Raw genomic sequence first — 23,203 nt, 5'->3', positions numbered from 1 at the left:
AAATTGACAATAAAGGTCGAATTAATTTGACCCGCTTGAATATTCATCCCGACGAAGCGGTAGCCGCCCGCGAAGCGCTGAATAAATAGTTTACGGTTGGTAATTGGTAATTACTTATAGAGTAATTGCTAATTGCTAATTGGTAACTGGTGATTAGTAATTGCTAATTGCTAGTTGAGATTAAATCTGATTGTTTCAGATTGATTTGAGAGTAGGTGCGCGACAGCGACAGATCGACAAGAGTGCGATCGGCTGTAGAAGTTAATAAAGTCGCGCACTTTACCCTCGGCGGTTGCTATAAATAAACTTTGAAATTATTCAACTTTCTCCCCTCTTCCTCTGCGCCCTCTGTGCCCTCTGCGGTTAAATCACTCATAAATATTAAAAAAAATATATTCAGAAACCAGACTTCTTGAAAAAACCTGGTTTCTCAAAGAAGCTCAAATCAAATCACAGCAATACAGTCAATCTCAACTAACACATCTTTCGGCAAACGCGAAACCTCCACACAAGCGCGCGCCGGTGCAGTTTCCGCATCAAAATATTTCGCATAAACCGCATTCACGGCGGCAAAATCATTCATATCTTTGAGGAAAACCGTAGTTTTTACCACATCCAACCAAGTAGCGCCAGCTTCTGTGAGAATGGCTTCGAGATTTGCCATGACTTGTTCGGTTTGTTTTGCCACATCGTCGGTGTAGACAATATCGTTTAGTCTAATGTCGATCGCAATTTGACCAGCTACAAACAGCATAGTGCCCGTAGCGGCGATCGCTTGATTGTAAGGACCCACGGGTGCGGGTGCTTTGTCAGTACGAATAATTTTGCGCGTCATAGATGTTACTTTTTGGGATAATTTTTCCGAAGTTTCTGGCTGGTAGATTTCTCCGTCAGAGGTTTCTGGCTGGTAGATTTCTCCATCTGGCATTATCGCATCAGTGAAGTCTGCATTTATGATATTCCAGCCATAGGTTTTAGCATCAGTCAAGTCTGCTTTTTTAAGGTTTGCTCCCTCCAAATTGGCTGTCATCAAATTTGCTTTTTCAAGAACAGCTCTTTCGAGATTTGTCCCTGCCAGACAGGCTTTTTTTAAGTTTGTCCCTGTGAAGTCGGCTGCCGTAAGATCAGCCTCAGCCAGATTAACGCCTGATAAGTTAAATGCAGACAGATTAACGCCTCGGAGTTTGGCTCTATGAAAGTTGGCATCTTGGAGGCTAGAACCTTCTAACTTTACTCGACTCAATTCTGCTCCTGTCAAGTTTGCCTTAGTCAAATTTGAATAGCTCAGATTTGCTCTACTTAAGTCTGCTTTCTTTAAGGAGGCTTTAGTTAACGATACAGCGTGTAATTGGGCATCACTCAGATTTGCATTGTCCAGCTTAGTATTACTCAAGTTGGCACTGCTGAGGCTTGCCTTACTCAAATCAGCACCGCTGAGGTAAGCCCTACTTAAGTTTGCTCCCTCCAGGTTTGCCTTAGTAAAAATTGCCTCACTCAACTCAGATCCAGACAAATTTGCATGGTTTAGGTTTATTCCACTCAAGTCTGCACCTTTGAGGTCTATCCCACTTAACTGTGCGTTGGTAAATTTTCGTTCGCCTGCTGCATATTTTTCTAAAAGTTCTTCAGCATCCATAAATAACCTCGATCGCCCTTCCGCTACACCCCACTTTCCCAGCCTACCACCAAAACCCAACGCGCGATCTAAATCTGCGTTCATCTGCGTCAATCCATCTTTATCTGCGGTTAAACATCGCCTTTTTTTAACCGCAGATAAAGATGGATAAACGCAGATGAATTAGAAATGAACTGCGTTAATCCGCGTCAATCCATTTCCATCTGCGTCAATCCGCGTGAATCCATTTTCATATGCGGTTAACAAATTCCCTTTTTCAACCGCAGATAAACGCAGATTTACACATTACACACCAACCGGAGCACCAACAACCTCACCTTTCAACATCCGAGAAGCAGCATCAAGCAATTGCTCCTCCAAATAAGGCTTAGTGAAATAGCCTTTCGCGCCCAAACTGTAAGCCATTTGGCGGTGTCTGTCAGCACCGCGAGAAGTTAGCATCGCGATCGGCAATTCACACAAAACCGCATCCTTCTGCATCCGAGAAAGTAGTTCCAAACCGTCCATTCTCGGCATTTCAATATCACAGAAAACGATATCGCAAGGCAGACCAGATTTCATCTTTTCCCAAGCTTCCTTACCGTCGCGAGCTTCTTCCACACGATAGCCAGACTTCTCGAAAGTAATCGACAAGAGCGATCGCACCGTAATCGAGTCATCCACAATCAGCACAGTCGGCTCAGTCTTCTCGATTTCCGCCTCCTTAGTAGCCTTCTCGCTCTCATCCCAAAGCGTACCGCCAGTGTCCTTCCGCAGCCTTCCGGTAGCCAAATCTATCAGTTCCAGAACGTCCGCAATCGCCACGATCCGACCGTCTCCGAGCACCGTAGCACCCGCAATCCCGATCGGCTTCGGCACCGGCCCTTCCAACGGTTTGATCACAATTTCCTGTTCCGTCGAAACCTGATCCACCTGCACCGCCAAGAAATTGCCAGCAGACCGCAGCACGATCACCGAAATCATGTCATCGTCAGTATTAAACCCGTAAACACTGCCCCGGCCCAAATGGCGGTTGTAAGCCAGCAAATCGCGCAGCGGCCGGAACGGCAAGCTTTGACCCCGCCACTCAATGCAAGGCAAACCGTCCGCCCCCGTCGTCACCTGATCGCGAGGCACGTCGATCATATCCTCGACCCCATCCATCGGGAAAGCAATGCGAGCTCGATCGCTAATGCAAGTCAGAGCCTTAGAAATGCTCAACACCAGAGGTAAACGGATGGTAAACACAGTCCCCTTGCCGATGGTTGAATCGATCGACACAGTTCCCCGAATCTCCTGCAAGGAAGTCTGCACCACATTCATACCGACCCCCCGGCCGGCGTACTCCGTCGCCTGTTCCTGAGTGCTGAAACCGGGCATAAACAGCAAATCGTAAACTTCCGAGCGAGACATCCTCTGAGCCTGAGCCGCCGTCAGCATACCCTGCTTAATCGCCTTCGCCTTCACCCGTTGCGGATCAATTCCCGCCCCGTCGTCAGAAACCGAAACCACCGTTTGATTCCCTTGGTGGAAAGCGCGAATCGTAATCCTGCCCACTGCAGGCTTCCCAGCCGCCAGACGCACCTCCGGCGCTTCGATCCCGTGAGTAATCGCATTGTTCACCAAGTGAGTCATCGGGTCATATAGCTGATCCACAATCATCTTGTCGATCAAAATCTCCTTACCCTCAACCTGCAACTGAGCCTGCTTCCCGCACTTAATCGCAATTTCCCGCACCGCCCGGAACAGCCTGTCCGTCGTCTCCGCAAACGGCTTCATCCGGGCGCGAGTCAAACCTTCTTGCAGTTGAGTCGTAACTTGGCGCAGTTGGCGAGTTACCTGATCCGCCTCATCCACTAAAAACTCAATGTCCGCCGCTGACTCCCGCACCCGCACGATCAGCTCAATAATCTCCTGAGCCAAACTGTGGAAAGGAGTAAACCTGTCCATTTCCTCCGGTCTCCAGGCACTTTCCCTCGTGTGGGCCGAATCCTCAGAGCGCCAGGCCGATCGATGTCCCTGACGGTTTGCCAGCAAAGCAATCTCCAAAAGACTCCGCTCGTAGAAATCCTGAGTCCGCTGGCTCACATCGCTCAGCAGCGTTACCTGGTGCAGCAAATTGTCCAAAAACTGCCGCATCCGTTCTTGGTCTTGCTCCAAACTGTTGCGGTTTACCACCAGTTCCCCCATCAAATTGCTGAGGTTATCCAGTTGCTTGATCGGCACCCGCATTGTCTGGTCGCCGAACCCGCCCGCGCGGGCATTCCGCCTGGGTCTGTTGATCGCCGATGGCCCCATATTGCCTTCCCCTTGGCGGCCGCTGTCCTTGGGATCTTCGAGCAATTTTTCCAAATCGCCAAATTCGTCGTCGCTCTCATCGGCAGCAGCGCGCGGAGCTTTACTGGCAGTTGTCGCCGGTGCAGGAATTTCCGGCATAGTCGCGCTCTCGCTGAGGAGTTCTTCGAGATCCGAAAAAACTTCTGTATTTACCGGACTCTGATTTGTACTCCCAGAAGCTGCTATGACAGCTCCAGCACCCCCTGCAATTAACAGTGCTTCTAAATCGTCAAAATTGCCTTCGGCATCCTCATCGCCTGATTCGCCCTCGGCAAAAAAGTCGGCCAGCGACCCCTCTTCCAGCTCCGAGGAATCGGCCTGGGCCGACTCGTCCTCAGCGTCCCAAAAGCCCGTCGTCAGTTCCGAAGTCACCAGAACCTCAGCATCGATCGAATCCAACAAATCGTCAAAACCCTCGAGCTCTTCGTTGTTGAGAGTAGCCCCGGTTTCCATCGCCGAGAGCAAGTCAGCATCGCTCTCAAACATACCATCGAGAGATTCTGCAGGCAGCGGCTCTAAATCCGCACTTAAAAAATCCGTTTCCAGGGCATCAAACAAATCATCTTCGCCCTCCGACTCCCCGGCGCCATCTGTTTCGGCTCGATCAAACAAATCCGCACTCACCTCGTCGAACAAACCATCGGGAGGTTGGGCAGACAACTCCTCTTGAGCCACAGCAGCGCCGTCATCTGGTGCCGCTCCAGCATCGCCCTGCTGCACTATACCTTCCCCAAACATATCCTCCAAGAAATCGAAAGCTGCGCTCTCATCAGATTCGACATTTAAAATTTCCGAGTCAGGACGATCGTCGGACAAAGCCCCAAGTTCAACTTCTGCCGAATTTGCCAAGCCTTGGTCGGAAACAGCCGCACCATTGTTATTGTTGTCGAACAAACTCCCCAAGTCGCCCTCATCAACTCCCACATCCGCACTCAGCAATTCTGAATTCCCATCATTGAGCCAACCCCCACGGGCTTGCCCCGAAGCTTCTCCGTCATACTCAGTACCGGTAGGTACAGAACCGAACAGCTCAGCCAAATCCGCCGCTTCTCGGGAAGTAGCGGCTCCTTGCCGATCCCGCACAGTTTGTTCATCCTCAGAAATCGAACCCGAGGTCATATCGCCAAACAGCGCATCTAAATCCGTATCGTCCAGCTCCAGGTTGAGCGATTGCACAGACTCGTCTTCCATGCCGAAAGCATCTTCTAGCCAGTTTTCATCCGCAGAGATATCTAAATCAGAATTTGATGTCATGTTAAGAACGTTGCCCATTTCCTCATTTTGTGGGATGTTTGCAGCTTGATCTCGATCGCCCCCGTTCTCCCCACCTTCGTCTTCTGAAGAAAGGAAATTAGAAGTAATCCCCAACAGCTCGCTCAAATCCGAGTCCTCGCCAACCTCAGAGAACAAATCGAAATCATCCATTTCAGGGAGAGCAGACGCTTCGGCATCCGCTGCATCATTATTGCCCCCCCCTGCTGCTGGCTCCTTCGATCCTGCGTCGAAACCCTCCGACTTCAGGGAATACTCCGAAGAGACTGTTGGCACACTCGTTGCCTCAGATAAGCCTAAATCGCCGAACAAGTTATCGAAATCAGCATTGTCCGTAACACCAGCAGAAGTTTGGGCAGCCACTTCGTCCAAAAGCGTACCGAGAGCATCTTCGTCCGCTTCTCCCCTGCCTGGGGCTACCGTGTCCTCTCGCCGCTCCAAACCCCCCTTACCGTTACCCGTTTTAAGTTGTTTGCGAGTTAACCGCTGGCTCGAACCCCCATTTTTCTGACCTGCCGCTACTGCCGATCCCTCTGCCTCTTCTCCAAACAGCAAATCCTCCCCAAACAAACTCGTCAGGTCATCAATCGGAGGCTTCGTGTTCGTTTCGGAAGTTTCCGCATCGTATTCGTCAAACAACAAATCAGTAAAATCCCCGGAATTGTCATCGTCTGACCCCAGCATCCCCGCCGCCGATATCCCAGAAGAGTGTGCGTAGTCGAGGTCTTCTTCTTCTTCCCAAGCGCCGTCGAGCTCCGGGGACTCGCCGTCAAACAAGTCAGCTAAAGTGTTGAGTTCTGCCGCGCCCACTTCCGGGCCTGTGCGGGTCGAGCCTCTAAAAGCACCCATCTCCATATCCGAGTCTGCGAAGGCGGAATCCTCGTCGAACTGGGACGATCGAATGCCACTGTCATCGTTGCTGTCGCCACTGTCTAGTTGGTCGAACAGCTCGTCTATACTCAGCCCAGAAATAGTCGGCAGCAACTTGTTCAATCCATCCGGGGCATCGCCAGATCCCACCAGATCCCACGCCTCATCCTCAACCGAAACCACATTTGTCTCGGATTTACTCGGTTGAGCAAAGGCCAGCAAATCTTCAAAATCCGTTTCTGGAACCAAAACAGCCGGCTGCAGCGCGAGAAGTTTTGCGCTTGGTGCGATCGAGGATTCTAGACCCGAAATTACCAGTTCTTGCGCTTGTTTGATGTCTTTGATTACCGTTGGGGCTAAGGTACGGTAGCTATTTTCTGGGTTGGCGATCGCCTTGGATACAGCTTTGATCAATTCTATCCAGCAGGGCAGTTCAAATTCTTCCCCTGCCCTGAGCAAATTCCGACAAATATTCTTGAGTTGTCGCCTGCTTTCTGGCCCTTCGGGCTGTTTAAACTCTTGCAGGAGTTCCCGCATCCTCGCCGGCACGTCTGAGTCAAATACTAGCTGCAGCGCGCTGTCTTCTGTTGCTCTGGCATCAGGTGCGTATACTGACCGCGAATCGGGAATACTCCTTGATGAGGCAAACGCCCCGACTCCCATCCCCGCCATAACTGGTTCGGGTACTGGCATCGCGTAGCTCTCGTCTCCATGGTGTTCTCCGTGTCCAACGAGTCCCCCCAAGTGCCCGTTGAGTTCTTCAAATACGGGTTCTAACTCTCGAACCATTTGTTCTCCCAATTCTTCTGTCAGTCCAAAAGGTCCCGACAGTTGCTCTAAGAGCCCTTGCAATGTGTCAAAAATTCGCAGGAAAAGAGATTCTAGCTGTTGGTCTACTTTAACGCTGCACTCTTTTAAAACTTTAAAACTATCTTCTAGTCGGTGAGCTGTTTGCTGAATGCTGGTCAGCCCCAGCATTGCTGCTCCTCCTTTGACAGAGTGAGCGGCCCTAAATACTTCGTTGACCAGTTCTGGGTCTTCGATCGTGGTTTGCAGATTCAGCAACCCTTGTTCGATCGTATTGAGGTGGTCTTTTGCCTCCTCAATAAAGTAGCCCATTATCCTCTGTTGTTGCTCCGGCAGCATAGTTTTATTCCTGATTTTAAGCGTTATTGTATTGGGTCTATGTTAGTAGTTCTAGAGAAGCTCTTTGTAGATCTCGCCCCTTGCCAAGAGAATAATCTGACTGCGAGATATGGCAAATGTCCTGGCTATTTTTCTTTTCGATATGCCCTCACTTAAAAGATAGCGAATCTCCCGCACCTGTTGGGGTTGGAGTTTGCGGTGGACAGATATCTTGCCGGGAACGAAAGGAAAGCGGTTTTTTTCTATAGCATCGCGGGAGTTATCGGCGGGGGTTCCTTCCCACAAATGGTCAGGATTGACACAACCGCGATCGTCGCAACGGTGGCACGCAAAATAACCGGGTTTAACAGGTCTTCCCAGTTTGTGTTCGAGTACAAGTCTGTGGGGATAGAAGCTTTGATTTTTCCCGTTAATCTTGATAGTTTTCACCGAGTAACCATCACTTCTTTTAGCCAAGGTACAAATCATGCAGCCGTTCGGCTGTATTTCGGCCCGAATACCTGGAATTATTTCTTGGCCTCGCAGTTGTTTTTGAGGTTTCGGAGCAGATGTACTTCCGACCTCTTTAATACGTCCTTTTTTAAACCTATCTTGAGAATTTTCCAGCCTAGAACCTTCCCATAAATGGTTGGAATTGATGCAGTTGCGAACATCGCAAGTGTGGCAAGCAAAGTATTCTGGTCTAATCGGACGACCTAAAATATTTTCTAATACTAAACGGTGGACAGTAAACGTTTTCCATTCACCGTTAATGCGAATTCTTTTATTGGCATAGCCACTGCTAGATTTGGTTAGGGTAGAGATTATACAGCCCGTCGGCTGAACTTCACCAAAGATGCCCGGTATTACCTCTACTATGTTATCGTCCATCTGTGCAACTCCTACTTCCTTTAGGTGTTGAATTAGCATCCCCGCAGGGGTTTCAAGACTGCGAGGTTGCTTTTTCTATGCCATCATTGCCACACTAATGTGCTGGTAAATCAGCCGATAAAAAAGCAGTAGACACTTAATTATTGTCTTTCTGCTGTTTCTACTCGGAATCTTTCTACCGATGTCAAAAGGTCGCGAGCAACGCCCACCAAGTTTTGCAAAGCACCCGAAACTCGCTGCGCTTCTTGGGAGGTTTCCTGAGCGGTCAGCTCAACTGCTTGCATCACCGAAGCTACGGCGCGAGCTGTTTCGTTTTGCTCTACAGTGTCGGCAGTAATAGATCGCACTAACACGTCAATTCGGTTAGTTACTTGAATGATATCTTCAAGCGATCGCTTCGCCTGTTCTGCCAATTTTGTCCCCTCAATAACCTGCTGCGTCCCTTCTTCCATCGCCGTCATTACCGCGCCGGTTTCGCTTTGAATTTGCATCACGATCTGTTCGATTTCTTTCAAAGACTTAGCCGATCGGTCTGCCAATTGTCGCACCTCGTCTGCCACGATCGCGAAACCCCTGCCCGCTTCCCCAGCTCTCGCCGCCTCAATACTGGCGTTGAGGGCCAACAAATTCGTCCGGGAGGCGATCGTCGCAATTAAAGCCACAATCTTAGAAATTTCTTGAGAAGCTTCCGCCAAACGCTTGACTTTTCTCGTGGTTTCTGCTACTGTTTCTCGAATTTCCAAAATCCCCGCCACCGTGCGCTCCACAGCCTCGCCTCCTTTCAGAGCCGTTGCCGCCGCACCCCGGGCCACTTCTTCCGCCTCTCTAGCGCTCTCTGCGACCCGCTGAATCGCATCGGTGAGGACTTGCACCGAATTAAGCGTTGCCGCCAGTTCCTCAGCTTGCCGCAGCGCGTCGGAAGACAAATCGCCCGCAAACTTAGCACTATCAGTAGCACCTTTGCTGACCTCCCGCGCCGCCTGCTTCACCTGATGGACAATTTCGCGCAGATTTTGAATTGTCAAGTTAAACGAGTCAGCAACAGCACCCAAAACGTCTGCGGTCACTTCCGCAGTCACCGTCAAGTCACCCCGGGCCGCTCCTTCCACGTCGTCTAGCAAGCGAATCACTTGGCGCTGCAAGTCTTCTTTTGCCTGTTCCTGCTCGTCAGACTTGCGCCTGGTATCGCTAATCGTGGTTTGGATGACCTTCGCCATGTGGTTGAATTTAGCAGCCATTTTGCCAAATTCATCTTCCGAGTAAACCGTAGCGCGAGCATCCAAAGTTCCTTGAGATACGGCATCGAACTGAGCTTGCAAATTATCCGACGACTTGCGTACCTGCTTGGCGATCAATTGGCCGATGCCCCAAGAAGTTAAAAAGCTGGTAAAGCCTGCGGCTGCGGTCATTACCCAGCCTGTTTGGCGCAGGTAAACGATCGCCTCCGGTTTGTCTTGCCGCAGAGCTTGATAGGAGGCAATGTTGGTGACGAAAGCCACAGCTACCAGAGAAACCAGTCCCGCCCCGATTGCCGTGTACAACTGTTTTGTAAACAAAGGGGCATTTTCCAAGAAAGCCAGTCCCCCCTGTTCTACTGTTACCGAAGTATCGAGCGCTTCTGTTTCGGTGGGAGAAAAACTCGGCACAGACGCATCAGCCGGGCCGCTTATGCTAAATATTTCGTCATCCCGAATTGCTGAGCCATCGCTGTTGTCAAAGTCCAGGCTGCTGCCCGTCGTTCCCATCATGCCGCTGGTCGAGTTGCCGAAATTGGTGTTACCTCTAGTCAGGATCGAACTGGTGGCATCTTCTGAGATATCAAAGTCCGGCAAATTGCCCAAATCGTCAAACTCGTCAAATTCGTCTAAAAAGTCGCTGTGTTCTTGAACGTTCCCAGCTTTTGACGACCAGCCGCTGTTGTTCTTGTCGGACGCTCCAAAAGCTGTCGCTTGTTCGTTTTCGTCGAAAGAGAAAGAATCGCTAAAAGCATCATCATCAAAAGCATCTAACTCGAAGTTGTCTCTAGAGCCAAATGCCGGGGGTTCCGAGTCGCTGTAACCGTTGCTGTTGGCGGAAGATCGATCGACTGAATTAAATTGTCCCCGGCTTGACCTTTGACTTTGAGAGTTAGGGACAGCACCTCCCATCAACAGCGTTTCGTCTTCCGCCAGCGAATAGTTTGATGAGTAGTCCGACCCGTTATTCGGCTGCTTGTTCTGAGGTCGAGAAGACCCAAAACCCGACGAGGGCATCGCCTCGGCAAAAGGGTCTTCCTCTTCGGCCAGAGGTGCGTTATGACCGTAATTTTGGCCGCTCTGGGGCGGGGATTGGTAGTCGTAGTTATCGTCAAATTCGTCTGGCAAGTCGAGCCCAGCAAAAGGTTCGCCCAAATTGTCCGAGGGCCCGATGGGGGAGTCTAGTTGGTTCGAGTCGAAGGAATTCGCGGTTTCTGAAGATGCAAAACTTTGACCGTTGAGCATCTGAGTCGGAGCTTCTGAAAACGAATCTCCTGAGTAAGGTGAGCTTTTCCCAGATACTTTGCTGCTAGAAACGTCAGCAGAATCAAACCCTCCATCATCTAAGGCAAAAGGGTCTCCAAAGTCCGAGTCGGCAAACTCGTCTATGTCGTCTAGCGAGTCGGAGGTCTCAGCATAAGCTGCCATTCCGCCGCTGTCGCCACCAAACGGGTTAGAATGTGAGGCTAAATCGGGGACTGAGCCTGCATGATCGTCATCTTCCGCTTCCCACCCCAAGCCACTCATGCCCAAGTCGGCTAAGTCCTCGTTTTCCATGTCGTCTGGGGATTGACTTCTATAGGAAAGGGATGGTGAATTTCCTTGAAAAAGTCCCAAATCCGGGTCTTCTAACCCTTCATCAAGAGATAAGTCTGGGTAGAATTCTAATTCAGTTTCAGCAGACAAAGCCTCGAAATTTTCCGTTTGCAGCTCTCCAGATAAGAATTGGTCTGTGTAGGTAATTCCGTTGTGAGCGTGTTCCACCAAACTCGGGTCGTCACTCAGGCCTAGCACAACCGTGTACTGTTCCCGCGCCACCTCATACTGTTGCAGTCCGTAGCAGTAAATGTGTCCGCACAGCAGGCGAGCGCTGGGGTCTTCGGGAAAATCTTCTACTAATTGATAAACTAGGGCTGCGGCTTCTGAATAATTGCCATCCATGTAGGCCGCTTCTGCCCGTTGGTAGTCCTGCTGAAAGTTGGTACTTGTTGCCATTTGCCGCCCTCTTTGGATTTTAGATTTTAGATTTGAGATTTTAGATTTTTATCTTGAATTGAATGTTTAGATGCGCGCCTCAAGTTGTGTGACTGTTGATGGTTAGACCCCAATCGAAAATCGCAAATCGCAAATCTAAAATCGATTTCACGCTGCCCACCGCGCCGAGCGCAGAATTTTCACTTGATCTAGCAGTCGGAGCACTTTCTGAGCTTGTGCACCTAACATCCATTCTCCCCTCAGAAATGGAATCATGCCGTCTGGTGCATTGTTCTGAGAGTGCAGTTGCTCTACGTCGAGCCAGTCCATCCCCACAATTCGATCGACTGCCAGCCCCAAAATAGTGTCTTGGTCTTCCACAGCCACGATCGGGATTTCGGGTCTATCTGTGTTCAGAGGTGTTTGATCTCCCAGAAATTGGCCGAGGTCTGCCACCCAAATTACTCGTCCTCTCATATTTAGCGTACCTAAAAGCAAAGAGGAAACGTTGGGGATCGGTGTCATGCGGTCTGGGGAAGGGGATAGTACCTCTCTAATCCCTGTCGCTGGCAGTGCGAACTCGTTCCCCGAAGGAACGTAGAACCGCAGGTGCAGTTCGCCTTCGGGAGTTTCTAGTTCTTGGAATTCCGGAGCCGGATCTACGCCTAGTCCTGGTAATATAAAGTCTGGGCTACCGCTAATCATAATTCTGACACCTGCATTTCTAGCAAATTGTTGAGGTTTCCCGCCAAGAATAACCCGATCGAAATTTCGATGGTCGAAACTTGACACAGCCAAGCTTGACACAGCCAAGGGGTGAATGGCGCGACGGCCGGAGGTCCTTGGCAATAAATTTGCCGCTTTGTAAAACTTACCTAAACTTATCTAAAGCCATCTTTAGAGCATCCGAGTTTACTTCCTACGCTGTTGGGTAGTCGGCTACCCCAAGATCAGTAGGCTATCCCCCGACTGCCGAGGGTTCCAAGTTCAAAATATTAACGCTGGCATTGAGATCGCGATCGATAGATCTACCACAAGCAGGACAATCATAAGTCCGAGAACCCAGTGGCATATCTTTTTTGCTGCCACAACTCGAGCAAGCTTGAGAACTAGGAAACCATTGGTCTACCAGCACTAAATTCGCTCCATACATAAGGCATTTGTAATCGAGTTGACGCTTGAACTCGTAAAAGCCCAGGTCGGATATCGCCCCCGCCAGCCTGTGATTTGCCATCATGCCTTTTATATTCAAGTCTTCTATTTTGATGAGCTTGAAAGTCAGGGCTAAGTAAGTTGTTAACTTGTGCAGGAAATCTTTACGAATACAAGCTATTTGCGCGTGAAGTCGCCTGATTTTGTTGTAAGTTTTACGCTGGTTATTGGAACCTTTTACCTGTCTGGAAGCTTGACGTTGTAAAGTTGTTGCAAGTTTGCTTTTCGCTTGCTTCAACGGCTTTGGTGCGTCAAAAACTTGCTGGTTTGACAGCATGGCAAAAGATTTAATACCTACATCGATTCCTACAGAGCTTTTGGGCTGTTGAACTGGTAGACGTTCTGCATCAACACAGAATGAAATAGACCAGCGACTTCCTTCTTTTGAGATAGTAAAAGTTTGAGACACGGAACCGCATTCTAGTGGCTCGTGAAGACGAAACGTTCCCAAGGTAGGAATCTTAATTGTGTTGCCAGCACTTAGTAGAACTTTCCCATTGGATGAATCCACCCTCAAAGATTGACCGTTTCGGCGACTGGCGAACTTCGGATGACCGGCTTTCCCAGAGCGATATGGACTAAACGCATCTTTCAAGTCAATGAATGCGTTTTTGTAGACGCGACTAGACAACTGGTTCATCCAAGCAAATTCAGGCTGTTTCTTGACGTGGTTGGTGAGAACTTTTTTAACTTCGTCGATCACCATCGAGTCCAAAAGCTTGCCCTCACTATACATTTGAGTCCGCAAGCTTAACCCGAAATTGAAGACGACCCGCCTAAATCCTGCGTGTTTTGCCATCAAGGTCGCTTCGTTGTTATTCAATTTTAGCGATCGTTGGACGGCAAACATAGTTAAGCTTACCTAGAGTTGGGGGTTTGCTAAATTATAGACAAGTTTAGAAAACTATTTGGCTATTTAGTTTAACTCTGTGCATCAGTTTTTCGGAGCGGCTGCAAGTGGAGAACAAGTATATTATATTTGCACTTTGAGCGTGTTAGACCCACTTGGACCTAGAAATTGAACAGAGTTTTACCGACGCCCTTATGCCAGCGCGCGGATTAATACATTCTAGTTTATGGTGCGATCGCCAATAGTACCCCCAGCTTTCTCTTTGTGTCGGCCGAGACTCTATCTAACCGCAGGTACAAAAAAGCTCCCATCTGGGCATGGGTGCGAAATTTATTTTTCTTCTAATTGGTCTTCTAGCGAGCGGTCTAATAATTTTTCCGAGAGATTGAGCCGAGGGTAGCCCGGACCCACATATTTTTCTACCAGCATCAATAATTCGCTTTCACCAAAAGGTTTGGTGTAAAAGTCTGTAGCTCCGGCCATACGGGCTTTAACGCGATCGATAAATCCGTCGATGCCCGTCAGCATAACGATCGGCGTCTGCCGGAAAGCGCTAGAACTACGAAGCATAGCGCAAATTTCGTACCCGTCGAGTTCCGGCATGGCGATGTCACACAGAATTAAATCTGGTTTGAGTTGAAACACCAAACTCAATGCTTGGAGGGGATTGCCGATCGTAGTAGCTTCGTAACCGTGTTCATTTAAAATTGACTCAACTGTTTTGCGAATAGTATTGTCGTCGTCAATACAGACAACTCTCGGAACTTTGGTTTCTGGGGACGACCATTCTTTTTTATTGTTAGCCGGGGCAACAGAGGGTTCGTAAAATACTTGCACTAATCCCTGCTGCACAAAGGGGTAAATCGCCTTAGCGACAGTGAGTACGTCTCGGTTGAGGTAGCGCGCCATTTGGCGGATCGAAGTGTGCCCGTCAGCCCAGCGTCTGAGAGTATTAAAGGTATTGACAGGCAGTGCGACTCGCAGCTCGGAGGGGTCTGAAATCACCGGGCACTGGTTGGGCGACTGAATGTGAGGGTGAAACTGCTTCCACTGCTGCACCTGTTTGACAATCTTGGCCAGCAGCGAACTAATTTCTAAGCTGGTCAGTTGAGGAGCTAAAGCTGGGCCCATTTCAAAAGTGAAGGAACCCTGGTGGAGACTGAGCAAGTCAAATAGGGTTTCGTGGATCATGCTCTGGATGATATTGCGGCCTTGAGCTGGGGTGAGGATGTGGTTTTCTAGCAGGGCCCATAGGTAGCCGTATTCTGGGGCATTGGTAGATGCCATATAGGGAACTTGGATTTTGTCGAGGGCGGTATCTGCTTTGTAGCGGCGCAGGTAGTCGCGCAAGCGAAACAAACTGCCCGCACTCTGGGTAGCGTAAATAATCTGACCGTTGAAGCAGAAGACATACCAGGATTGTCCTGCAAGGGAGCGCGAGGTAGGTTGAGTACCCGTGCTGCTGCCGGTGGAGGTGTAGGCCTCTACGAACAGTTCTCCGGTTCGCTGACCTAACTCAATCAATTGCAGGATGCTGCGGATGTCTATTTCACTCAAATTTCCCTGCATGCAGCTAAAGTGTCCTCCTTAAAACCGTTGGCGTCTGAGTTCGGAAAGGCTGTGTGCTGGCGGAAAGATTGACTTTAGTTTCCGTCAATAATTTACGCGCCGATGCCGATCTCACAATTGGGAATTGACGAAAGGGCGATACTTGCTGCTGCTCCTCGGCCGCGCTACCAGTCCACAAGCTGAAACCGCGAAACTCGCGGCATTCTCTAAGTGTAGAGTTTCACCTTAGTATTCCCACTGTTGCCTAAACTCGTAGAATCCATATCGCACGATGGCACGGGTTCTTCGAGTGTGCAACGCTGGCATTCCCGACTGGTTCAAGCCTTTGATCGCCAAAGTTTTGAAGTTTTTGGCTGAGTATGCCGTCAGTTTATCCAACACATCTTGGCGTAGGGCAACTTCAAAATACCGAGGATTCTCTGGTTTTACCGCTGCTACCAGCAGCAAGTGCCAATCAAGCCCCGATGGGAACTTGAGGCTAGTCTGTTGGGTTGGATGAGTTGCGATCGAGGTTTTTTTGGGTTTGCCACAGCCCTAAAATTAGGTGCTGTCAAAATGAACCTTTGTTGGCAATTGTCAGGAAAACCCTCAGTGCCGATCAACCTTTTTGCTCGCCCGCGGCGAGCGTCATAGGCTCGCGTCATTACCTTATTCTAAGGCAGCGCGGTTCAAATCCCTAGTCCGCCGGAGTAAGGCCCCAGCTTGGGGGCTGCAACGGCTTTTATCGCGATCGACCCATAACTAAAGAGTTGTAAAATCAATACAAATTTTTGGATTGAAACGCCCGAGGCAAGCCCTAGGCTAACGACATGGGGAGTTAGACCTGGGGATCAGTCGGTAGGGACTTTTAAGTCACGTGAAACGATTGTGTTGCTAAAACCAGAGTGGTATAATTGGCACAGAGCGACTCGCCAAAGTAAGAATAAATTTCAACCCATTGAAATATCCTAGACGGCGAGCAACCCCGGCAACGCACTATTCCGATTAATTCGGATTAGTTAAAGGGCAAATAATTGCAGCATAGGTCACGTTCAACCTTAAAAATATGAAGGACTCAGCAAGTCTGCGCTCCGGGAGAAGTAAAGTTCTTTGAGTGAGTAGAGCGATATTTGAATGTCCCATTGTCGTCTAGAAGGTGGGCAAGAATCCCCCGGCTTTAGACGTGGGAAGGTTCAATGGCTGACCTTTTTCAGGTTTGGGCTATGGCAGTCTCCGCAGTTTTGCTAGTCTTTAATCAAGCGGCATTGGTACTGCTCTCTCATTCCTCCAGACAACTGGCGGCGGCGGTACTTTCTAGAAGTTCTCCCGTGATCACGTGCTATGCGTGAGTTCTGCTAAAGTTAGAAAAAATGCTATCCCCCGATTGGACCAACGATACCAAAAAGTAATAGTTAATTGGCAAAAAGTTATTCTTACTTGCCTATACTTATTTACTTTAGGTAAGTTGACTAAAGATCGCACGCAGTGCTATGTTTAGCCAAGAACCTTTGGCTTAAGGGGGATAGCCTACTTATCTTGGGATTAGCCGTCTACCCAACAGCGTAGGAAGTAAACACCACTTATCTTTTAGGCCTTTAAGTAACTTAAAGTAAGTTGGGATAGGTTTTACGAAGCAGAGGACTATTAGTGTGCTGTATCTAGCGGAAGTACAAAAACAGAGAAGCGGCTTTGGTCTCGGTGGCGGTAAGGCTGAACTGAAACTGCTAGCTTGTCAGCGGGGCGAACATAACTGGAGCGCCGTACCAGGCGATGACGCGATCCCAGTTGAGGAAGCTAATAAGTTTAACGACGGCACGCTGGTGCTGGTTGAGTTGAGCGCTAGCAAGCAAGTGCAGCGGATTCAGGAGGCGGCCCGCCAGTTGGTGAGCATTCTGCAAAATTTCTCGCGATTGCAGGACAAGTTTAAAGATAAGGAAGAGGAAATAGAACAGTGGAAGGCTTCTCTGACGTTTTCGAGTCAGGAACTCAATCGCCGGGAAATGGAAATGCAAGCCCGCGAAGAGCAGTTGGCTCAAATGGAAGAGGAGTTGGAGCGACTGGAGGCTCAGCGCTCAGAAATTGAAAATACTCGAGATGAAGCTAACCGACTGCGAGAAGAAGTCGATCGCAGTCGTGTGGAAATTGAGACCGCTTGGGAACAGTTGCGGGGCGAGCAGCAACGGGTGGCCCAGCAGCAGTCTGAGGCTCCGCAGGGGGCAGTAGTTGATGAGCAGCAGACCCAGAGGATTCAGGAGTTGATGCAGAAGCTGGGAGGGGCAATTGCTTCTGCCCAAGGGGTGCGGGAACAACTCAATCAGTCTTTTAGTGCCGTGGGCGCTCAACAGGCAATTCTGGATCAGCACTGGCAGCAGTTGGAGCAAAAACAAAGCATAGCTCAACAGCAACAAGAAGAGGTCGATCGACAAAATCAGAGTCTCCAAAACCGCTGGCAAGAGTGGTACCAATCTCAAGATGCTTTGGCGCAAGCTCGGGCGGAGCTTAAAGGGCAGCAAAGTACCCTCAGCGCGAAGCAGGACCAGGCTCAGTCCGTGTCTTTGCAGGTGCGGGCTGTTGAGGATCTTTACCAGCAAGTTTCCAGGCTCGCATCTGCTTCGGGTACTGCGGGTACGGAGCAAAAAGTAGATGTGTCAGCTTTGGAGAAGATGCCTGTTGATGAGTTACAGGGGCTGGTGCAACACCTGCAACACGATTTGGAAAAAGTGTTCCGGTTTGTTAACGATCAAGAGGAGGAGTTGACTCTGCAGCGGGAGACAATCGAGGAACTGCAAGGGAAAATTCAAGCTGCTAGCGAGTACGATCGCATGGCTTTGGAAAATGAAATGGCAGATGAACTCGAAAGTTATCAGATGTTAAACGAAACTCTGGTGGGACAGCGCCTCCGATTGCAGGAACGGGAAGATGTTTTAAAGCAGCATCAGGCGGTGCTGTGGCGGCGGCTGGGTACTGGTAATGCTCCCAAACAAGAGCGAGGAGATATTGATTTGGGACCGATTGTCGCACAGCTCAATACTCAGCGGCAGCAGCAAAGCCAAGAATTGCAAAGACTGGAAAACGAAATTCAGCAGGTGCGGGAAGCTGTATCCCAAATTGAGGCAAATGTCAACCGCCAAAATGGGGAAAGTGAGGCGAAACGTTACGAACTCAAGCAGTTAGAGCAGAATTTGTTCAACCAGAAAGGTGCAGTGGCGCAACTATGGGGCAGAGTGAATGTTTATCAAGAAATGTTGCAGCCGGTGCAGGACAATTTGAATGCGCTACGCCAAAAGCTCGAAGCGGCGACGGGGGAACTCGATCGGGTGCAGCAGACGGGAGAGGAGCAAGATCGGGTAGTTTCAGATTTGCGGCAAGTCCTTTCGGGTTTGATCACATCTTAAAATTTAATATCTAAAATTATCGAAGGGTGTTCGACTCGACCGATCGCTCCTCCAGGAAATGGATCGGTTTGCGATCGGTTGGGCGCTACGATTAAGCTGGTTAGTTTTTCTACGCTTTCAAAACTGGGCGCCGAGGGTAATATTTGTTTCAGTAGTTGCCGCATAGCCCGTCGCTGCAGTGCCAGGGGTGCTTCACGCAAAATTGGGCGATTTAACTTGACGGGAAGTTGAAAATTCACCTGCGAACTGTCTGCAATTGGAGACATTGCTCGCTGTAGCAAGTCGCTGGCTGCAAGTTCGAGATATTCTACATCGGCGCGGAGGAGTTCGGCTGTTTGAGCTAGGGCTTGTTGGGCTTTTGGATTGAAATGAGTTTCCAAATAAGGCAATAATTCCGATCGAATCCGGTTGCGACTATATTGCAAGTCTTGATTTGTGGAATCTTCCCAAATGGGTAGTTTTTGATCTTGACAAAATTGACCTGTTTGCGATCGAGTTATTTCCAGCAAGGGACGAACTAAATAGATTTTAGATTTTAGATTTTGGATTTTCGATTGGGAATTTTCATCCTGATCTTCCAATCGAAAATCGAGCAGGGGCCGCCTCCAGGTGAGGGCGGAAAGTCCATCGGCGCCACTGCCGCGAATCAGGTTGTAGAGGAGTGTTTCGGCGCGATCGCTGGCTGTGTGGCCTGTAACAATGTAGGGGTAGTTGTGGGCGATCGCAATTTCGGTTAAAGCTAGATATCGCCACTGTCTGGCCGCTGCTTCTGTTTTGGAAATCTCCGAGGCTGTTTCCAAATAGTAGGATATTCCCCAGTTTTTAGCTAATTGTTCTACATGATTAGCCGACGCTTGCGAGTCAGAACGCCAACGATGATCGCAGTGAACAATTCCTAGATTCCACCCCCATTTTTGCTGCAAATCTAGCAGTAATTTAATTAAACACAGAGAATCTTGTCCGCCCGATACTGCTACTAGCAACCGCTGATTCGATGGCAATATTTGTCGGTACAGCAGCGTCCTGTGAACTTGAGCGTGCAGGTGCGTCCAATTGGAAGATTCAGCCATGAGAGCAGTTTTTGATTAAGCAAAAATAAGGAAGTTATAAAACGAGCAGTTTCCGGGATTTAACCGATGTATTTTGAGTAAATAAGGGGGAGTATCCCCCTCTCCCAATCTCTCAGTCTTTGCCTTCCTAGCTCCACATTCCTATACTTTGGGGGTCGCGGTCTGGATACCTAGAAATAGGAAAATGATTACTGATTTCTGTTGAGTCACATTGATTTAATGGCTCATCTATATCGGTTTGATTTGAGCTATCTACGGCGTATTTTTGCACGGTGTCTGATCTTTCTGCAGCGGCAGGAAGGGCTTTTTGTTCTTTAATTTCCGGTTCAAGCGGAATGAACTCCAGACGCATTCTAAGTTTTCCTTTAGTCCAGTCTTTGCCAGCACTTAATAGCTCGCAATCCAGACCGTCTGAAAATAATTTTTCGTCTACCAATTTCGCCTGCATAATTGCCATAAATTCGCTGACTTTGAATGTACATTGATACATCAAAGCGCTGGTAGGGGCAGACACAACATCGTCTTGTTTGGGAAATATTGGCAATTCGTCCATATTAATTGTCCTTATTTTAATGAATGAAGGAAGTTCGGCAACGAGCAATGTACGGGATGCAACGGATGTAAAGACGGAGGTTAGGAAGACCGAATTTAGAAGAGGGAAGGCAGAAATTAGAAGAGGAAAGAAGGCGCTTCGACTTCGCGATCGGGTAAAAAAAGGGAAGAAGGAAGAGGGAGTTAATTATTAGAATATCGCTGGTTGAGTAAGGTGGGAATTGCCCACCCTACAACCGGAGATGATATTAATCCCGATGCTTTGACTTATCCTGTTCTCCTGTGACCCATTGGTGGATCAGGAATTAGAAAAACCAACCGTAGGAATGTAAACCTTTGCCTAACAGATTTACGCCTAGATAGCAAATCCAAACTACCACAAAACCTGTGGCTGCTAAAATTGCTGGGCGTCTTCCCTGCCAGCCACGAGTAATGCGGGCGTGCAGGTAGGCAGCAAATACCAACCAAGTAATTAGCGCCCAAGTTTCTTTCGGGTCCCAACTCCAGTAAGATCCCCAAGCTTCGTTAGCCCAAACCGCACCGGCAATAATGCCAACTGTCAGTAAGGGGAATCCTAAACCAATGATGCGATAGCTAATGTTATCAAGAGTTTCTGCTAGATTCAAGCGCTGGGGCGAGAGAAGTTCTGCGGTTTGAGTTGGGGCGGTTGATGAGGTTTGAACGGTTGCTAATTCGAGGAGTGCGGTGGTTCCCAAACCGTTATTGTTGGAGTTGAAAGAGGGTTCGCTGAAAACTAATGCGCTGTCGGCGCTGGTTTCTGCAATTTGAGGTTCGGGGTTTTGAGGGCGTTGGAGGCGGTAGTTGCCGTTGCGGTTGCTATTGGTGCCGAAGGAACTACCGGTGAGTTCGATTTTTTGGCCGCGGGTGACGATTAAAAAGGCGATCGCCAGTAGCGCTCCTACCATTAAAGTTGAGTAACTGAGCATCATGACGCTAACGTGCATCATCAGCCAGTTTGATTTGAGGGCGGGTACTAGGGGCTCTGCCGATTGCATGGTTGCGGGCAGAGTCAGGGCTGCAAAGGCGGATATTGCCATTGCTACGGGGGATGTGGCTACTCCTACTAAGCGGGAACGACTCATGTTTTCCGCGACTAGGTGGATGGCGGTGATTCCCCAAACTAGGAAAAATAAAGATTCGTAGAGGTTGCTTAAGGGGAAGTAGCCGGCTTCTATCCATCGAGAACCGAGTAAAGCGGCGATGGATAGGTTGGCGACGGCCATTCCTGCGGTTCCTAGGGCCCCCAGGTAGGGAATGCCGGGGAATGCTGCGCCAACCCAGTAAATGAGCATTGTGGAGAACAAAACGGCAAAGGAGATGTTGTCCAGCCAGTTCTGGAGTACGACCAGATCCATAAAAATTACTCCGGTAGTGTTTTTACTTATTTTTGCTAACTAGATCGATCGTACTGGGGTTGGGCAGTTTTGGGTTTGGGATTTTGAATTTTTGTGGCAATTATGAGTGATGGGCGGTTGTTGAGGTACGGGCGGGCGATCGACTCACCAAGGATTGCCAATCATTCTAAAAGCAGACCAATAATAAGGATGAGAGAAATTCTGACTCGTCGTTTTTGCCAATTCCGGGGGTAACGGCAGATTGCCAACAGAAGTGTGCAGCATCCCCCCTTCAATTCGCACCTCTTGGCGCAACATCGCTAATTGCGCTTGCCGCAGTGCTTCTGCTTTAATCGGAGCAGTTTTTAACTGCCCGTAAAACTCCGTCATCAACCCCAAACTGCCCTCGTCGCTGACATACCAGAGAGTTGCCATAGCCGATTTAACCCCGGCTTGCACGGCTAACCCGCCAAAGCCCAACTCGGCCTCTCGATCGCCCACAGCAGTCCTGCAAGCACTCAAAACTAACATTTCAACTTGCGGGCTGTGCCATCCCATTTGTCGTAACTGATCCAAACGCAGTTTAGTATCCCACAACTGAATAAAGGATTCGCTCGGATCTCCCGATCGAAATTCGGCGTGAGTAGCCAAGTGAATCATCCCAAAAGGCTGCTGCTGGCGCTGCGATTTCAAATTGGCCAGGGTGAAAGCTTCGTTCAAGAAAGACTTGCCCGGCCACTGCTGCGGCGTGATTGTCGCTACTTCTATTTCCACCGCAGGCAAAGGACTCATATCTGCAAATTGCGACGCCCCCATTGCCAGAACTTGGGTATTTTTGAAATTGGCGGGGCTGGTATCTGTCAAACTCAGACTCGGCATCGAGCCAACACTGTAACGCTCTACCAGAAAGCCTTTGCCGTCGTGCAGGGCACCCATCGGTATCGATCGCAACCCCATATCTGAGATAAAAGATAAATTCTCAATGCCTTTTGCTTGCAGTTCTGCTTCGAGCGGCGCTACCATCCACTGGTAGAGTTGCTGAGCCAAGGGCAAATAACTTTTAGTGTTGCGCTTTACCGGATTAGTCAGTTCATCGCGAAATTTCCGAACAGCTTCCATTACCTGGGCGCGAGAGGTTCCAGGGATGCGCTGGCGAACGGGAACACCTTCCGGGGTGATCACCATCATTTCCAGTTCGTCAGAGGCTTGAATTTGCTGTTCTACGCGCAAGATGGACGAACTGCCGTAAGGTCGATCGACTGTAGAACCCCTGGGTACAAAGCTGATATAAATGAGAGCTGGTTTGATGCCTGTGGCTTGTTGGACACTGCGAAGGGTATTTTGGGCATCTTCTAGGGTGGCGATCGCATTTGTTGATGGCAAACTTAGGTAATCGGCAAACTCCCTGGTAAATCTCTGCTCCACGGGAAAAATAACGGCATCGACGTTAGTTGGCAAATTGGAAGCGTCAAGATTCCCCGACGCGGGAGGTGAAATGCGCTGTTGCAAGGAATTAGATATCTGGTTTTGCTCTTGCAAGCTGGGCGAAAATAAACGATTTGTGCTGGGTGGCTGGTTGGCTGCGAGCTCCGGTGTCGGTATCGGTGCAAGATTTATCGGCGCAGCAGCAGGCGCAACCACTGGATTTTGAGTAATTGTTGGTGCTGGTGGCACATTTGACACTGGTGCTGGGTTTTGAGTAATTGTTGGTGCTGGTGGCACATTTGAGACTGGTGCTGGGTTTTGAGTAATTGTTGGTGCTGGTGGCACATTTGAGACTGGTGCTGGGTTTTGAGTAATTGTTGGTGCTGGTGGCACATTTGAGACTGGTGCTGGGTTTTGAGTAATTGTTGGTGCTGGTGGCACATTTGAGACTGGTGCTGGGTTTTGAGTAATTGTTGG

General features: G+C 49.3%; 14 protein-coding genes. 2 read left to right on the top strand and 12 right to left on the bottom strand.

The window, feature by feature from the left end; all coding sequences use genetic code 11:
* Window positions 1–445: 445 nt before the first annotated feature.
* The 8 genes from QUA38_RS14400 to QUA38_RS14365 all read right to left on the bottom strand — a co-directional run bounded on the left by QUA38_RS14400 (window position 446) and on the right by QUA38_RS14365 (window position 15,397).
* On the bottom strand, window positions 446–1,720 hold the full coding sequence (locus QUA38_RS14400; RefSeq protein WP_333162823.1) for a Rid family detoxifying hydrolase: 1,275 nt from the start codon (window positions 1,718–1,720) through the stop codon (window positions 446–448).
* A 201-nt stretch (window positions 1,721–1,921) separates the two neighbouring features.
* Window positions 1,922–7,240, bottom strand: a complete 5,319-nt coding sequence (locus tag QUA38_RS14395; protein ID WP_333162820.1) for a response regulator — start codon at window positions 7,238–7,240, stop codon at window positions 1,922–1,924.
* A 51-nt stretch (window positions 7,241–7,291) separates the two neighbouring features.
* Entirely contained in the window at window positions 7,292–8,110 is an 819-nt protein-coding gene (locus QUA38_RS14390; protein ID WP_333162818.1) for an HNH endonuclease, read from the bottom strand.
* A gap of 140 nt (window positions 8,111–8,250) precedes the next feature.
* Window positions 8,251–11,340, bottom strand: coding sequence for a methyl-accepting chemotaxis protein (locus QUA38_RS14385; RefSeq protein ID WP_333162815.1), 3,090 nt, complete (start codon window positions 11,338–11,340; stop codon window positions 8,251–8,253).
* 147 nt (window positions 11,341–11,487) lie between these two features.
* Window positions 11,488–12,021, bottom strand: a complete 534-nt coding sequence (locus QUA38_RS14380; RefSeq protein WP_190661936.1) for a chemotaxis protein CheW — start codon at window positions 12,019–12,021, stop codon at window positions 11,488–11,490.
* Between the two features lie 256 nt (window positions 12,022–12,277).
* Window positions 12,278–13,381: a transposase gene (locus tag QUA38_RS14375; protein WP_333162813.1), complete on the bottom strand. Its 1,104-nt coding sequence runs from the start codon at window positions 13,379–13,381 to the stop codon at window positions 12,278–12,280.
* Between the two features lie 330 nt (window positions 13,382–13,711).
* Window positions 13,712–14,950 (bottom strand): response regulator, encoded by a 1,239-nt coding sequence (locus QUA38_RS14370; protein ID WP_333066407.1) that lies wholly within the window; start codon window positions 14,948–14,950, stop codon window positions 13,712–13,714.
* Between the two features lie 225 nt (window positions 14,951–15,175).
* Complete coding sequence (locus tag QUA38_RS14365; protein WP_333162810.1) at window positions 15,176–15,397, bottom strand: hypothetical protein; 222 nt, start codon at window positions 15,395–15,397, stop codon at window positions 15,176–15,178.
* A 728-nt stretch (window positions 15,398–16,125) separates the two neighbouring features.
* Between QUA38_RS14365 and QUA38_RS14360 the strand changes: the two genes are divergently transcribed.
* A complete protein-coding gene (locus tag QUA38_RS14360; RefSeq protein ID WP_333162808.1) occupies window positions 16,126–16,278 on the top strand; it encodes a hypothetical protein in 153 nt (50 codons plus the stop codon).
* A gap of 300 nt (window positions 16,279–16,578) precedes the next feature.
* Window positions 16,579–18,324, top strand: a complete 1,746-nt coding sequence (gene hmpF / locus QUA38_RS14355) for a pilus motility taxis protein HmpF (RefSeq protein ID WP_333162806.1) — start codon at window positions 16,579–16,581, stop codon at window positions 18,322–18,324.
* Here the strand turns inward: hmpF and tilS are convergent.
* The 4 genes from tilS to QUA38_RS14335 form a co-directional block, all read right to left on the bottom strand.
* Window positions 18,321–19,394 (bottom strand): tRNA lysidine(34) synthetase TilS, encoded by a 1,074-nt coding sequence (gene tilS, locus QUA38_RS14350; RefSeq protein WP_333162804.1) that lies wholly within the window; start codon window positions 19,392–19,394, stop codon window positions 18,321–18,323. The genes hmpF and tilS overlap by 4 nt on opposite strands.
* A 127-nt stretch (window positions 19,395–19,521) precedes the next feature.
* Window positions 19,522–19,947, bottom strand: a complete 426-nt coding sequence (locus QUA38_RS14345; protein WP_333162802.1) for a KGK domain-containing protein — start codon at window positions 19,945–19,947, stop codon at window positions 19,522–19,524.
* Window positions 19,948–20,251: 304 nt separating this feature from the next.
* Entirely contained in the window at window positions 20,252–21,322 is a 1,071-nt protein-coding gene (ccsB, locus tag QUA38_RS14340) for a c-type cytochrome biogenesis protein CcsB (protein ID WP_333162800.1), read from the bottom strand.
* 144 nt (window positions 21,323–21,466) lie between these two features.
* Window positions 21,467–23,203 (bottom strand): CHAT domain-containing protein (locus QUA38_RS14335; RefSeq protein WP_333162798.1); only part of this gene is annotated, 1,737 nt, incomplete at its 5' end.

Source organism: Microcoleus sp. Pol12B4 (genome assembly GCF_036701385.1).
Lineage (GTDB): Bacteria > Cyanobacteriota > Cyanobacteriia > Cyanobacteriales > Microcoleaceae > Microcoleus.
The sequence above is the reverse complement of the archived record's forward strand: the minus strand, read 5'-3'. Positions and strand labels throughout refer to the sequence as shown.